This window comes from Pseudomonas sp. B19125 (assembly GCF_044218855.1).
GTDB classification, from domain to species: domain Bacteria; phylum Pseudomonadota; class Gammaproteobacteria; order Pseudomonadales; family Pseudomonadaceae; genus Aquipseudomonas; species Aquipseudomonas edaphica.
In genome coordinates, this window is sequence record NZ_CP162589.1 from 1644808 (window position 1) to 1658074 (window position 13267).

The 13267-nt window shown below is 59.6% G+C and carries 13 protein-coding genes; 10 read left to right on the forward strand and 3 right to left on the reverse strand.

Annotation, left to right across the window (positions count from 1 at the left end):
- Positions 1-276 precede the first annotated feature (276 nt).
- Both AB4P96_RS07490 and AB4P96_RS07495 read right to left on the reverse strand, forming a co-directional pair.
- Complete coding sequence (locus tag AB4P96_RS07490) at positions 277-1515, reverse strand: transporter associated domain-containing protein (protein WP_170039940.1); 1239 nt, start codon at positions 1513-1515, stop codon at positions 277-279.
- 12 nt (positions 1516-1527) lie between these two features.
- Complete coding sequence (locus AB4P96_RS07495) at positions 1528-2340, reverse strand: inner membrane protein YpjD (RefSeq protein WP_017139723.1); 813 nt, start codon at positions 2338-2340, stop codon at positions 1528-1530.
- A gap of 233 nt (positions 2341-2573) precedes the next feature.
- Between AB4P96_RS07495 and ffh the strand changes: the two genes are divergently transcribed.
- The 6 genes from ffh to AB4P96_RS07525 all read left to right on the forward strand — a co-directional run bounded on the left by ffh (position 2574) and on the right by AB4P96_RS07525 (position 6643).
- The gene (gene ffh / locus AB4P96_RS07500; protein ID WP_017139724.1) at positions 2574-3950 is read left to right on the forward strand and encodes a signal recognition particle protein; all 1377 of its coding nucleotides are present in this window, start codon (positions 2574-2576) and stop codon (positions 3948-3950) included.
- Positions 3951-4202: 252 nt separating this feature from the next.
- Complete coding sequence (gene rpsP / locus AB4P96_RS07505) at positions 4203-4454, forward strand: 30S ribosomal protein S16 (RefSeq protein WP_003175899.1); 252 nt, start codon at positions 4203-4205, stop codon at positions 4452-4454.
- 5 nt (positions 4455-4459) lie between these two features.
- Complete coding sequence (rimM, locus tag AB4P96_RS07510; RefSeq protein ID WP_003175898.1) at positions 4460-4996, forward strand: ribosome maturation factor RimM; 537 nt, start codon at positions 4460-4462, stop codon at positions 4994-4996.
- The gene (gene trmD / locus AB4P96_RS07515) at positions 4978-5751 is read left to right on the forward strand and encodes a tRNA (guanosine(37)-N1)-methyltransferase TrmD (protein ID WP_170875847.1); all 774 of its coding nucleotides are present in this window, start codon (positions 4978-4980) and stop codon (positions 5749-5751) included. Before rimM ends, trmD begins: the two co-directional genes overlap by 19 nt.
- A 45-nt stretch (positions 5752-5796) precedes the next feature.
- Positions 5797-6147 (forward strand): 50S ribosomal protein L19, encoded by a 351-nt coding sequence (gene rplS, locus AB4P96_RS07520; protein WP_003175895.1) that lies wholly within the window; start codon positions 5797-5799, stop codon positions 6145-6147.
- Between the two features lie 82 nt (positions 6148-6229).
- The gene (locus AB4P96_RS07525) at positions 6230-6643 is read left to right on the forward strand and encodes an acyl-CoA thioesterase (protein ID WP_016977715.1); all 414 of its coding nucleotides are present in this window, start codon (positions 6230-6232) and stop codon (positions 6641-6643) included.
- Position 6644: 1 nt separating this feature from the next.
- Here AB4P96_RS07525 and AB4P96_RS07530 read toward each other — a convergent pair whose 3' ends face one another.
- Positions 6645-8453 carry a sodium:proton antiporter gene (locus AB4P96_RS07530; protein ID WP_170039929.1) on the reverse strand — a complete coding sequence of 603 codons (1809 nt, stop codon included), beginning with the start codon at positions 8451-8453 and terminating at the stop codon, positions 6645-6647.
- A gap of 107 nt (positions 8454-8560) precedes the next feature.
- On the opposite strand from AB4P96_RS07530, the gene xerD reads away from it, so the two are divergent.
- From xerD to thrC, 4 genes are all read left to right on the forward strand, one after another.
- Entirely contained in the window at positions 8561-9457 is an 897-nt protein-coding gene (xerD, locus tag AB4P96_RS07535; protein WP_099549352.1) for a site-specific tyrosine recombinase XerD, read from the forward strand.
- A gap of 140 nt (positions 9458-9597) precedes the next feature.
- Positions 9598-10329: a thioredoxin fold domain-containing protein gene (locus AB4P96_RS07540; RefSeq protein WP_017139728.1), complete on the forward strand. Its 732-nt coding sequence runs from the start codon at positions 9598-9600 to the stop codon at positions 10327-10329.
- A gap of 129 nt (positions 10330-10458) precedes the next feature.
- Positions 10459-11763, forward strand: a complete 1305-nt coding sequence (locus AB4P96_RS07545) for a homoserine dehydrogenase (RefSeq protein WP_017139729.1) — start codon at positions 10459-10461, stop codon at positions 11761-11763.
- Between the two features lie 66 nt (positions 11764-11829).
- Entirely contained in the window at positions 11830-13239 is a 1410-nt protein-coding gene (gene thrC, locus AB4P96_RS07550; protein WP_395600642.1) for a threonine synthase, read from the forward strand.
- The last annotated feature ends 28 nt before the right edge of the window (positions 13240-13267 follow it).

Consider the following 13267-nt stretch of genomic DNA (forward strand, 5'->3'; position numbering starts at 1 on the left):
CACCGGTCAGACACGGTAAGGCGGTGCCTGGACGCGCTGAGTGCGGGTAGCACGCGGTCGGGCGGGGCTTGGGTAAGCCGAGCCGATTATAGGAAGGGGTTTGTAGATCCAACAAGGGGGGCGTTGGCACGCTGATAATGCTGGCTTTGGTGTGGGCTGGCTTGTGTGGGAGCTGGCTTGCCTGCGATGGCATCACCTCGGTTCAACTGAATGACCGAGGTGCCTGCATCGCAGGCAAGCCAGCTCCCACATTGGATCGAGTGGTGTCAGGGGAAGTTATGCAGCTACCGGCACGCGGCTGGTATGCCAGATCAGCACCTTGCTCACGCGGTTGTCCTCGGTCTCGAGGATTTCCAGGCGGTAGCGGCCAATTTTCAGGCACACCGCGCAGTCGGGAATAGTCTCGAGCGCCTCGGTAACCAGGCCATTGAGGGTCTTGGGGCCGTCACTGGGCAAGTGCCAGCCCAGGCTTTTGTTCAGTTCGCGGATCGAGGCGGCGCCGTCGATGATGTAGCGGCCATCAGGTTGGGCTTCGATGTGCGGGTTATCCACAGCCTGGTCGCTTTCGAATTCGCCGACGATTTCTTCGAGGATATCTTCCAGGGTGACGATGCCCAGCACTTCGCCGTATTCGTCCACCACCATGCCCAGGCGCCGTTGCTGTTTATGGAAGTTCAGCAACTGCAATTGCAGCGGCGTGCTTTCCGGCACGAAGTAGGGTTCGTGGCAGGCGGCCAGCAAGGCTTCTTTGGTCAGGCTGGCGTCGGGCAGCAAGTGCTGGATCTGGCGAGTGTTGAGCACCGCTTGCACCTGGTTGATGTCGCTGTGAAACACCGGCAGGCGCGTGCGCTGGGACGTGCGCAGTTGCTCGATGATGGCTTCGACCGAGTCATCCAGGTTGATGCCATCCACTTCACTGCGCGGCACCAGGATGTCGTTGACCGTGATGTTGTCCAGGGCGTGGATGCCTGGCAGGCCGGGCGTGCGATTGTCGTTGGCCTCGGGCTCCGGTTCATCGTCATGCTCGGGCAGCGGCTCGTCGCTCTTTTTTACCACGCCGGATTTGCGCGCGAAGGGGCGTAACAGCAACAGGCTGATGCCGTTGAGCAGCCAGGCCAGTGGATAAAGGATTTTCAGCGGGACGCCCAGCAGCGTATTACCGAAACCCAGCACGGCTTGGGGGTGACGAACGGCCAGCGCACGGGGCAGATAGTCGGCAAGTATCAGCAGGATGGCGCAGGAGATCAGCCAGCCGAGCCACGGGCCGTTTTGCGCCCAGGCATAAATCGCCAGTAACGTGCACAGGATCACCACGGCCGCCCGACACAGGCTGTTGCACAGGATCAGGCTGTTACGTGGGAAGTTCAGGCGGGCGGCGGCCTTGTCGCCTTGGCGTGTGCCAGGGCGTATGGCCAGCAGGTGTTGTTGTGCGGCTTCGATGGCGGTAAACAGCGCCGCCCATAAGATCAGCAGGGCGATTACCGCGAGCATCGGCCCAAGGGGCAAGTTGTCCATTATTGCTGCCCGTCAGATATGCAGGATGTATTCGCGAACCAGCTTGCTGCCGAAGTAGGCCAGCATCAGCAGGCAGAAACCGGCCAGGGTCCAGCGGATCGCCTTGTGCCCGCGCCAGCCGAGACGGTTACGCCCCCACAACAGCACGCTGAACACCACCCAGGCCAGGCACGCCAGCAGGGTTTTGTGCACCAGGTGCTGGGCGAACAGGTTCTCGACGAACAGCCAGCCGGAGATCAGCGACAGCGACAGCAGCGTCCAGCCGGCCCAGAGGAAACCAAACAGCAGGCTTTCCATGGTTTGCAGCGGCGGGAAGTTCTTGATCAGCCCGGACGGGTGCTTGTTTTTAAGTTGGTGATCTTGCAGCAACAGTAGCAAGGCCTGGAACACCGCGATGGTGAACATGCCGTAGGCCAGAATCGACAACAGGATATGCGCCAGGATGCCCGGCTCTTCGTCGATGACCTGCACGGTGCCTGTTGGCGTGAATTGCGCCAGCAGCACGGTCAGCATTCCCAGCGGGAATAGCAGCACCAACAGGTTTTCGACCGGGATGCGGTAGCAGGCCAGCAAAGTCAGCGCGATAACGGCAGCGGCGATCAGGCTGGCGGCGCTGAAAAAGTCCAGGCCCAAGCCGACCGGCGTCATCAGGTGGGTGAACAGGCTCGCGGCGTGAGCCAGCAGGGCGACGACGCCCAGGCCCACCAGCAGACGTTTGTCCGCTTTAGTGCCTTGGGCCAGACGAGTGCCCTGATAGAGAGTCGCAGCGGCATACAAAAGGGCGGCGGCGAGGCTGGGTAGCAAACTGGGTGACAAGGGGACCATAAATCCTGATAGACAAGCCCGAAAGGCGCTGAGTTTGGCACACACCTGCGCTGCACGAAAGACTCCCGGGCCAGACAGCGCGTGTGCAGCGGCGCAGTCTTCGCTATAATCCGCGACCTGCCCACGCCGCAGGCTTGCTGAGCGCTGTTTTTAATAGCGATTTACCACAGCCTGGGCCGCCATTACCTCGGTCACCACTGCATTTCGATGAATAGGGCCTGAAAGGATCGCGCATGTTTGAAAACTTGACTGACCGTCTCTCGCAGACGCTGCGCCATGTCACCGGCAAGGCCAAGCTGACCGAGGACAATATTAAAGACACCCTGCGTGAAGTGCGCATGGCGTTGCTGGAAGCCGACGTGGCCTTGCCTGTGGTCAAGGACTTCGTCAACTCGGTCAAAGAGCGCGCAGTGGGCACCGAAGTGTCCCGCAGCCTGACGCCGGGCCAGGCATTTGTGAAGGTCGTCCAGGCCGAACTCGAAAGCCTGATGGGCGCAGCCAACGAAGACTTGAACCTCAGCGCCGTGCCACCGGCCGTTGTGCTGATGGCCGGTCTGCAGGGCGCGGGTAAAACCACCACCGCCGGCAAGCTGGCGCGCTTCCTTAAAGAGCGCAAGAAGAAGTCGGTCATGGTGGTATCGGCTGACGTCTACCGTCCGGCCGCGATCAAGCAGCTGGAAATGCTCGCAGGCGAAGTCGGTGTGACCTTCTTCCCGTCCGACCTGAGCCAGAAGCCGGTCGACATTGCCAACGCGGCTATTAAAGAAGCCAAGCTCAAATTCATCGACGTGGTCATCGTCGATACCGCCGGTCGCCTGCACATCGACGAAGAGATGATGGGCGAGATCAAGGCGTTGCATGCCGCGATCAACCCGGTCGAGACGCTGTTCGTGGTCGACGCCATGACCGGCCAGGATGCGGCCAACACCGCCAAGGCTTTCGGCGATGCACTGCCGCTCACCGGCGTGATCCTGACCAAGGTCGACGGTGACGCCCGTGGCGGTGCCGCGCTGTCGGTACGCGCCATCACCGGCAAGCCGATCAAATTCATCGGTATGGGCGAGAAGAGCGATGCGCTCGAGCCGTTCCACCCTGAACGTATCGCCTCGCGCATCCTCGGCATGGGCGACGTGCTCAGCCTGATCGAGCAGGCCGAAGCCACGCTCGACAAAGACAAAGCCGACAAGCTTGCTAAAAAGCTGAAGAAGGGCAAGGGCTTCGACCTCGAAGACTTCCGTGACCAGCTGCAACAAATGAAGAACATGGGCGGCCTTGGCGGCCTGATGGACAAGCTGCCGAACATCGGCGGTGTGAACCTGGCGCAAATGGGCAATGCCCAGGGCGCGGCAGAGAAGCAGTTCAAGCAGATGGAAGCCATCATCAACTCCATGACCCCGGCCGAGCGCCGCGACCCTGAGCTGATCAGTGGTTCGCGCAAACGTCGGATCGCCATGGGCTCCGGCACCCAGGTGCAGGACATCGGTCGCTTGATCAAGCAGCACAAGCAGATGCAGAAGATGATGAAGAAATTCTCCGCCAAAGGCGGGATGGCCAAGATGATGCGCGGCATGGGCGGTATGTTGCCCGGCGGCGGCATGCCGAAAATGTAAAAAGTATTCGAGCGCAAGCTTGCTTGCGCTCCGACCCACAGGGACGTGGGATCTCCAGCAAACCCGCGGTTAGCGGGAGCTGACTCGCCGTTTTAACCGACGGCTCTATAGCAGATCTGAGTGGCACGCTGATAGGCGCCAGAAAAAGACATTTGCAAAAGTCCGGATATTCCTTAGAATATGCGGCCTTTCGGGCACCTATGCCCGCTGTGCATTTAGATTTGCAGCACCGACTACAGGAACGATGTTCACATGCTAACAATCCGTCTTGCCCTTGGCGGCTCCAAAAAGCGCCCGTTTTACCACTTGACCGTAACCGACAGCCGCAACCCGCGCGACGGTTCGCACAAGGAACAGGTTGGTTTCTTCAACCCTGTTGCTCGTGGTCAAGAAGTTCGTCTGTCCGTGAACCAAGAGCGCGTAGCCTACTGGCTGAGCGTTGGCGCACAGCCATCCGAGCGCGTTGCAAAACTGTTGAAGGACTCGGCTAAGGCCGCAGCCTGAGCAATATGAACGCGACGCCAGCTGTTGCTGATGATTTGATCGTTATCGGCAAGATTTACTCTGTTCATGGCGTTCGCGGCGAAGTGAAGGTGTATTCCTTTACTGATCCGACTGAAAACCTGTTGCAGTACAAAACCTGGACGCTCAAGCGCGAAGGTAGTGTGAAACAGGTCGAGCTGGTCAGTGGACGCGGGAGCGATAAGTTCCTGGTCGCAAAGCTCAAGGGTCTTGATGACCGTGAAGAAGCTCGTCTTCTGGCCGGTTATGAGATCTGCGTGCCGCGCAACCTGTTCCCTGAATTGACCGACGGCGAGTACTACTGGTACCAGCTGGAAGGTCTGAAGGTTATTGATCAACTGGGGCAATTGCTCGGGAAAATCGATCATCTTCTGGAAACCGGCGCCAATGATGTAATGGTGGTCAAGCCTTGCGCTGGCAGCCTGGATGATCGCGAACGCCTGTTGCCCTATACCGAGCAATGCGTGTTGGCCGTCGACCTGGCCGCGGGCGAGATGAAGGTGGAATGGGACGCGGACTTCTAAGCGTGGCTAATTTGCGCATTGAAGTGATCAGTTTGTTTCCCGAGATGTTTTCCGCCATCAGCGAGTACGGCATCACCAGTCGGGCGGTGAAACAGGGGCTGTTGCAGCTCACCTGTTGGAACCCGCGAGACTACACGACAGATCGACATCACACTGTGGACGATCGCCCATTTGGCGGTGGCCCGGGCATGGTGATGAAGATCAAGCCCCTGGAAGATGCGTTGGTCGAGGCCAAGGCAGCAGCCGGGGAGAAGGCGAAGGTAATTTACCTGTCCCCTCAAGGCCGTCAGCTGAAACAGGCTGGCGTGCGCGAACTGGCGAATGAGGAGGCCTTAATCCTGATTGCCGGTCGCTATGAAGGCATTGACGAGCGTTTTATTGAAGCGCATGTCGATGAAGAGTGGTCGATTGGGGACTATGTCCTGTCTGGCGGCGAGCTGCCGGCGATGGTCCTGATAGATGCGGTTACACGACTGCTGCCTGGAGCTTTAGGGCATGCGGACTCCGCGGAGGAAGATTCCTTCACGGATGGTTTGCTGGATTGCCCGCACTACACCCGACCGGAGGTGTATGCGGATCAGCGTGTTCCCGACGTATTGCTAAGTGGCAATCACGCACACATCCGGCGTTGGCGTTTACAGCAGTCCCTTGGTCGGACCTATGAACGACGCGCCGATCTTCTGGAAAGCCGCTCGCTTTCTGGAGAAGAGAAGAAGCTGCTCGAGGAATACATCCTCGCGCGGGACGATAGTTAACAACGTATCGATGGTAGGTCCATTGACTTACCTTAGGAGCACAGCATGACTAACAAAATCATCCTTGCACTCGAAGCAGAGCAGATGACCAAAGAGATCCCTACCTTTGCCCCGGGCGACACTATTGTCGTTCAGGTGAAAGTGAAGGAAGGCGACCGTTCGCGTCTGCAAGCGTTCGAAGGCGTGGTAATCGCCAAGCGTAACCGTGGTGTGAACAGTGCTTTCACTGTTCGTAAAATCTCCAACGGTGTTGGCGTAGAGCGTACTTTCCAGACCTACAGCCCGCAAATCGACAGCATGGCCGTTAAGCGTCGCGGTGACGTACGTAAAGCCAAGCTGTACTACCTGCGTGACCTGTCCGGTAAAGCAGCTCGCATCAAGGAAAAACTGGCTTAAGTCCAGCTTCCCGATGCAGAAAAAAGCAGCCTACGGGCTGCTTTTTTGTGCCTGAAATTTGTCTGTTTACCGGTATTTGCCCATGACCACCCGCCTCGAAGAAATCCAGCGCCGCACCGACCTGTCCGTCACCCACGTGACCAAAGCCGTGTTCCCGCCGACCACCAACCACCACAACACCCTGTTCGGCGGCACTGCGCTGGCGTGGATGGATGAAGTGTCGTTCATCACCGCCACGCGCTTTTGCCGCTTGCCACTGGTGACCGTGTCCACCGACCGTATCGACTTCAACCACGCGATCCCGGCCGGCTCCATCGTCGAGTTGATCGGCCGCGTAATCAAAGTGGGTAACACCAGCCTCAAGGTCGAGGTTGAAGTATTCGTCGAGAGCATGAGTGCCGATGGCCGTGAAAAGGCGATCCAGGGCGTGTTCAGTTTTGTCGCGATTGATGCTGACAAACGCCCTGTGCCGGTATTGCCTGGTTTTGCCGACTGACTTATTCGGCTGTGTTGTTTTCTGGTTGAATCACGGCCAGCAAGGTCCAGCCAGCTACGGGTTTCAAGCTGCTGTCCGGGGTCACCACGTGTACCCAGCCTGCGGTATCGCGGGCAAACAGCAGCGTCGCGCGGTCACCATGCAGCGCCTGGTACTGTTCCCAGCTGAAGCCTTCGGTCAGGTTGGTGCTATACAGCTCTGCACCTTGGCCCAGCAGGCTCGCAAGTTTGGTGTAGCTCAGGGGTTGGCTGCCCAGCAAATGGCCACGGTGCTCGTGGCTGGCCCGGTGCTTATCGGTGCGACGGCTTTCCTGGCTGCTGGCCAGGGCGAACAGACGATGCCCAAAATCGTGGCGAAAGCGCATGGCGGCCAAAGTGTTCAGTTCGCCCGAAGGTGAGAGCGCCAGCAAATGCCCGAGGCCGACCAGATCCAGATGCGATTCGGCATGCTGTGATGCCGGGTTGCCGAAGTAAGTGGGTAGCCCTTCCATTCGGCTGGCGCGGATGTTTTCCCAGCTGGAGTCGGTCAGCAGCACTCGGCTGCCCAGTTGTTGCAAGGCTTTGCCCAGGATGCGCGCCGGGCCGTTCGCGCCGACGATCAGGAAGCCGCTGGGCGCAGGCTCGGCGACTTTCAGCAGGCGTGCCAGCGGGCGGGCCGTGGCGCTTTGCAGGACAACGGTGCCGATAATCACCGCGAATGTCAGTGGCACCAATAACAGTGCGCCTTCATGACCGGCCTCATCCAGGCGAATGGCGAAAATCGCCGACACGGCTGCGGCCACGATCCCGCGTGGTGCAATCCAGGACAGCAGGGCACGTTCACGCCAGTTCAGGCCGGAACCAAAGGTCGAAAGCGCGACGTTCAAAGGTCGTGCAATAAATTGAATGATCAGTAACAGGATCAGTACGAACGGCCCCAAGGCAATCAGGGCGTTCAGGTCCAGGCGCGCGGCCAGCAGAATGAATAACCCGGAAATCAGCAGGACGCTGAGGTTTTCCTTGAAATGCAGGATGTGGCGTACGTCAACGCCCTTCATATTGGCCATCCACATGCCCATCAACGTCACGGCCAGCAGGCCGGACTCATGCATCACCGCGTTGGAGGCGATGAAAATTCCCAGAACGCCAGCCAGCGTAGCTAGGTTATGCAGGTATTCCGGCAGCCATTGCCGGCGCATGATCTGCCCCAACACCCAACCACCGGCGACTCCGAACAGGCTGCCGCACAGGATCACGCCGCCAAAGGTCAGCAGGCTGTGACTCAAGCCGTCGCCTGACGCGCGAGCGATAATAAAGCTGTAGACCACCACGGCGAGCAGCGCACCAATCGGGTCAATGACAATGCCTTCCCAGCGTAAGATATTGGCGATCGAGGCTTTTGGCCGCACGACACGTAACATGGGCACAATCACGGTAGGCCCGGTCACCAGTGTCAAAGTGCCGAAAAGCAGGGCGAGCATCCAGTCAAAACCCAGCAGCCAGTGGGTAGCCAGGGTAATGACGGCCCATGTCGACAGGGCGCCGACCGTGACGAGGCGATGCACGACGCTGCCGATCTCCTTCCATTCCGAAAGGTGCAGCGTGAGGCTGCCTTCAAACAGGATCAGTGCCACGGCCAGGGATACCAATGGCATCAGCAACGGACCGAACATTTCCTGAGGGTTCAGCCAGCCCAGCACCGGCCCTGCCAGGATTCCGCTGACCAGCAGAAACAGAATGGCGGGAAGTTTCAGGCGCCATGCCAGCCATTGGCAGGCCAACGCGGCCACGCCAATGCCACCAAATGCCAGCAGAATCTGTTGTTCGCTCATTGAAGCTTCCTGTTCCTTGAAATAGCGGGCTATGAAAGACTAGTGCCCGTTGTAACAGTTCACTAAATAATTTGCGCAAAGCCCTGTGCTGCGCTGCTTGAGTGCCCATGCCCGCCATTGACCATCCCCTGATCGACCGCTTCCTCGACGCCCTGTGGCTGGAAAAAGGCCTGTCGGACAACACCCGCCAGGCTTATCGCAGCGACTTGGCTTTGTTCAATGGCTGGTTGCAGGACAAAAACCTTGAACTGATCAATGCCGGTCGTGAGTTGATCCTCGATCACCTGGCCTGGCGTCTGGAGCAGAATTACAAGCCGCGTTCCACGGCGCGATTTCTCTCGGGCGTACGTGGGTTTTATCGCTATTTGCTGCGGGAAAAGCTGATTGCTGTCGACCCGACCCTACAAATCGACATGCCCCAGCTCGGTAGGCCATTGCCTAAATCCTTGTCGGAAGCTGACGTCGATGCCTTGCTCGCCGCCCCCGATCTGAGCGAAGCCATCGGCCAGCGCGACCGCGCCATGCTTGAGGTCTTGTATGCCTGCGGTTTGCGCGTGACCGAGCTGATCAGCCTGACCCTGGAGCAAGTCAACCTGCGCCAGGGCGTGTTGCGCGTGATGGGCAAAGGCAGCAAGGAGCGGCTGGTGCCGATGGGCGAGGAGGCGATTGTGTGGGTGGAGCGCTATATGCGTGACGCCCGCAATGAGCTGCTTGGTGGGCGACCCAGCGATGTGCTGTTCCCCAGCCTGCGCGGCGAGCAGATGACTCGCCAGACCTTCTGGCACCGTATCAAGCACCAGGCCAAGGTCGCCGGGATCGGCAAGGCGCTGTCGCCGCATACCTTGCGCCATGCATTCGCCACGCATTTGCTCAACCACGGCGCGGATTTGCGCGTGGTGCAAATGCTGCTGGGCCACAGCGACTTGTCCACAACTCAGATCTACACCCATGTGGCACGCGCACGCTTGCAGGAGATGCACGCCAAGCACCACCCACGCGGTTGAAAGCCGCCAATTTATGCCGCCACGGGCTGCCCTGGCGCCCAACTGTGGTAGGCTTTGCCGGTTAGCAAAGGGGACGGCCACTGCCCGCGTTTCCAAGCGGTGTTCCACTGCCGTCCCTGCATCTGCCTTCAGGAGTTCCCATGCGCTTGACCCAGATTATTGCCGCCGCAGCGATTGCGTTGGTTTCCACCTTTGTTGTCGCCGATGACGCCGCCGAACAAACCATTCGCAAGAGTTTGGCGGACCTGAAGCTCGACACCCCGATCGAAAGCATCAGCGCCAGCCCCATGGCCGGCCTGTATGAAGTCAAGCTCAAGGGCAGCCGTGTGCTGTACGCCAGTGCCGATGGCCAGTACATCGTCCAGGGCTACCTGTTCCAGCTTAAAGACGGCAAGCCGGTCAACCTGACCGAGAAGGCCGAGCGCCTGGGCGTGTCCAAGCTGATCAACGGCATTCCGGTGGCTGAGACCGTGGTTTACCCAGCCATTGGCGAGACCAAGACCCACATTACCGTGTTCACCGACACCACGTGCCCGTACTGCCACAAGCTGCACGCCGAAGTGCCTGCGCTGAACAAGGCCGGTATCGAAGTGCGCTACGTCGCGTTCCCGCGCCAGGGCCTGGGTTCGCCGGGTGACGAGCAACTGCAAGCCGTATGGTGTTCGGCCGACAAGAAATCGGCCATGGACAAAATGGTCGATGGCAAGGAAATCAAGGCGGCCAAATGTGCCAACCCGGTTTCCAAGCAGTTCGCCCTCGGCCAGTCGATTGGCGTGAACGGTACACCGGCCATCGTTTTGGCTGACGGCCAAGTGATTCCGGGCTACCAGCCGGCGCCACAAGTTGCCAAACTGGCACTGGGTGCGAAGTAAGCAGTCATCGTCGAGCCTTTGACGATCATGCCCCGTCGAACAGTCGACGGGGCATTAATTGAGAGCCGCAGTTGTGCGGCTGTTTACCACGGCCGACCTTGAGTCGGCCGTTTCATGGGGAGTTCTTCAGTGAAACCGGTCAAAGTAGGCATCTGTGGGTTAGGGACCGTCGGTGGCGGCACCTTGAACGTACTTCAGCGTAATGCTGAAGAAATTTCCCGCCGTGCAGGGCGTGGGATTGAAGTGGCGCAAATTGCCACGCGTACGCCAAAGCCTCAGTTCCAAACGACCGGTATTGCGATTACCAACGATGTCTTCGCCGTGGCCACCAACCCTGAAATCGATATCGTCATCGAGCTGGTTGGCGGTTATACCGTGGCCCGCGAGCTGGTGCTGCTGGCCATCGAAAACGGCAAGCACGTGGTCACCGCCAACAAGGCGCTGATCGCCGTACACGGCAACGAGATCTTCGCCAAGGCGCGTGAAAAGGGTGTGATTGTCGCGTTCGAAGCCGCCGTGGCCGGTGGCATCCCGGTGATCAAGGCGATCCGTGAAGGCCTGTCTGCCAACCGTATCAACTGGGTGGCCGGTATCATCAACGGCACCGGTAACTTCATCCTCACCGAAATGCGCGAGAAGGGCCGCACCTTCGAAGACGTGCTGGCCGAAGCTCAAGCCTTGGGTTACGCCGAAGCCGACCCGACCTTCGACGTAGAAGGCATCGACGCGGCGCACAAGCTGACCATTTTGGCGTCCATCGCCTTTGGTATCCCGCTGCAGTTCGACAAGGCCTACACCGAAGGCATCACTAAGCTGACCACTGCCGACGTGAACTACGCCGAAGCCCTGGGCTACCGCATCAAGCACCTTGGTGTGGCGCGCAGCACCCCGGCTGGTATCGAGTTGCGTGTACACCCGACGCTGATCCCGGCTGACCGCCTGATCGCTAACGTCAATGGCGTGATGAACGCCGTGATGGTCAACGGTGACGCCGCCGGCTCCACCCTGTTCTACGGCGCGGGCGCCGGCATGGAGCCGACCGCTTCGTCGGTGATCGCCGACCTGGTTGACGTGGTTCGCGCCATGACCAGCGACCCGGAAAACCGCGTGCCGCACCTGGCCTTCCAGCCGGATTCGCTGTCGGCCCACCCGATCCTGCCGATCGAAGCCTGCGAAAGCGCTTACTACCTGCGTATCCAGGCCAAGGACCATCCAGGCGTGTTGGCCCAAGTGGCCAGCATCCTCTCGGAGCGCGGCATCAACATCGAGTCGATCATGCAGAAGGAAGTCGAGGAACAAGACGGCCTGGTGCCGATGATCCTGCTGACCCACCGCGTGCTCGAGCAGCACATCAACGATGCCATTGCCGCGCTTGAAGCGTTGCAGGGCGTGGTTGGGCCGGTGGTGCGCATCCGTGTTGAACACCTGAACTAATCGTTTAGCGGCAAGGGCCCCACACGTTCGGCGGCCCTTGTTCAGAATGCTCTAGAGGAGCCAGTCATGCGTTATATCAGCACCCGCGGCCAGGCACCGGCCCTGAACTTCGAAGACGTTTTGCTCGCCGGCCTTGCCACTGACGGCGGCCTGTACGTGCCGGAAAACCTGCCACGTTTCACTCAGGAAGAGATCGCCTCGTGGGCCGGCCTGCCGTACCACGAACTGGCGTTCCGGGTGATGCGCCCGTTTGTTACCGGCAGCATCCCCGATGCGGATTTCAAAAAGATTCTGGAAGAAACGTATGGCGTGTTTTCCCACAACGCCATCGCACCCCTGCGTCAACTGAACGGCAATGAGTGGGTACTGGAGCTGTTCCACGGCCCGACCCTGGCGTTCAAGGACTTCGCCCTGCAACTGCTCGGTCGCCTGCTCGATTACGTGCTGCAAAAGCGCGGCGAGCGCGTGGTGATCATCGGTGCCACTTCCGGTGATACCGGCTCGGCGGCCATCGAAGGTTGCAAGCACTGCGAGAACGTCGACATCTTCATCCTGCACCCGCACAAGCGCGTGTCGGAGGTGCAGCGTCGCCAGATGACCACCATCTTCGGTGAGAACATCCACAACATCGCCATCGAAGGCAACTTCGATGACTGCCAGGAAATGGTCAAGAACAGCTTCGCTGACCAGAGCTTCCTCAAAGGTACGCGTTTGGTGGCGGTGAACTCGATCAACTGGGCGCGGATCATGGCCCAGATCGTCTACTACTTCCACGCCTCCCTGCAGTTGGGCGGCCCGGCGCGTTCGGTGTCGTTCTCGGTGCCGACCGGCAACTTTGGCGACATCTTCGCCGGTTACCTGGCGCGCAACATGGGCCTGCCGATCAACCAGTTGATCGTCGCCACCAACCGCAACGACATCCTGCACCGCTTCATGAGCGGCAACCAGTACGTCAAGGAAACCCTGCACGCCACGCTGTCGCCATCGATGGACATCATGGTCTCGTCGAACTTCGAACGCCTGCTGTTCGACATGCATGGTCGCAACGGCGCAGCCATTGCCGGCTTGATGGACACCTTCAAAAGCGGTGGCGGTTTCAGCGTTGACGAAGAGCGCTGGACCGAAACCCGCAAGCTGTTCGACTCCCTGGCCGTGGACGATGCGCAAACCTGCGAAACCATCGCCGAAGTCTATGCGCAGACCGGCGAGCTGCTCGACCCGCACACCGCTATCGGTGTGAAGGCCGCACGCGAATGCCGTCGCAGCCTGGACATCCCGATGGTGATTCTGGGCACCGCCCACCCGGTAAAATTCCCGGAAGCGGTGGAGAAGGCCGGCGTTGGCAAGGCGCTGGAGTTACCGCAGCACCTGGCTGACCTGTTCGAGCGCGAAGAGCGCTGCACCGTGCTGGCCAATGACCTGAAAGCTGTGCAGGCGTTTGTCAGCCAGCATGGCAATCGCGGCAAGCCACTCTGATTCATCAGTGGCTGCGCGGCAGATCAAG

What these genes read in the sequence shown, in the direction of transcription:
- rpsP (WP_003175899.1), top strand. Translation starts at nt 4,203, where the DNA reads ATGCTAACAATCCGTCTTGCCCTTGGCGGCTCCAAAAAGCGCCCGTTT.
- AB4P96_RS07540 (WP_017139728.1), top strand. Translation starts at nt 9,598, where the DNA reads ATGCGCTTGACCCAGATTATTGCCGCCGCAGCGATTGCGTTGGTTTCC.
- rplS (WP_003175895.1), top strand. Translation starts at nt 5,797, where the DNA reads ATGACTAACAAAATCATCCTTGCACTCGAAGCAGAGCAGATGACCAAA.
- AB4P96_RS07490 (WP_170039940.1), bottom strand. Translation starts at nt 1,515, where the DNA reads ATGGACAACTTGCCCCTTGGGCCGATGCTCGCGGTAATCGCCCTGCTG.
- AB4P96_RS07495 (WP_017139723.1), bottom strand. Translation starts at nt 2,340, where the DNA reads ATGGTCCCCTTGTCACCCAGTTTGCTACCCAGCCTCGCCGCCGCCCTT.
- AB4P96_RS07530 (WP_170039929.1), bottom strand. Translation starts at nt 8,453, where the DNA reads ATGAGCGAACAACAGATTCTGCTGGCATTTGGTGGCATTGGCGTGGCC.
- AB4P96_RS07525 (WP_016977715.1), top strand. Translation starts at nt 6,230, where the DNA reads ATGACCACCCGCCTCGAAGAAATCCAGCGCCGCACCGACCTGTCCGTC.
- xerD (WP_099549352.1), top strand. Translation starts at nt 8,561, where the DNA reads ATGCCCGCCATTGACCATCCCCTGATCGACCGCTTCCTCGACGCCCTG.
- ffh (WP_017139724.1), top strand. Translation starts at nt 2,574, where the DNA reads ATGTTTGAAAACTTGACTGACCGTCTCTCGCAGACGCTGCGCCATGTC.
- rimM (WP_003175898.1), top strand. Translation starts at nt 4,460, where the DNA reads ATGAACGCGACGCCAGCTGTTGCTGATGATTTGATCGTTATCGGCAAG.
- thrC (WP_395600642.1), top strand. Translation starts at nt 11,830, where the DNA reads ATGCGTTATATCAGCACCCGCGGCCAGGCACCGGCCCTGAACTTCGAA.
- trmD (WP_170875847.1), top strand. Translation starts at nt 4,978, where the DNA reads ATGGGACGCGGACTTCTAAGCGTGGCTAATTTGCGCATTGAAGTGATC.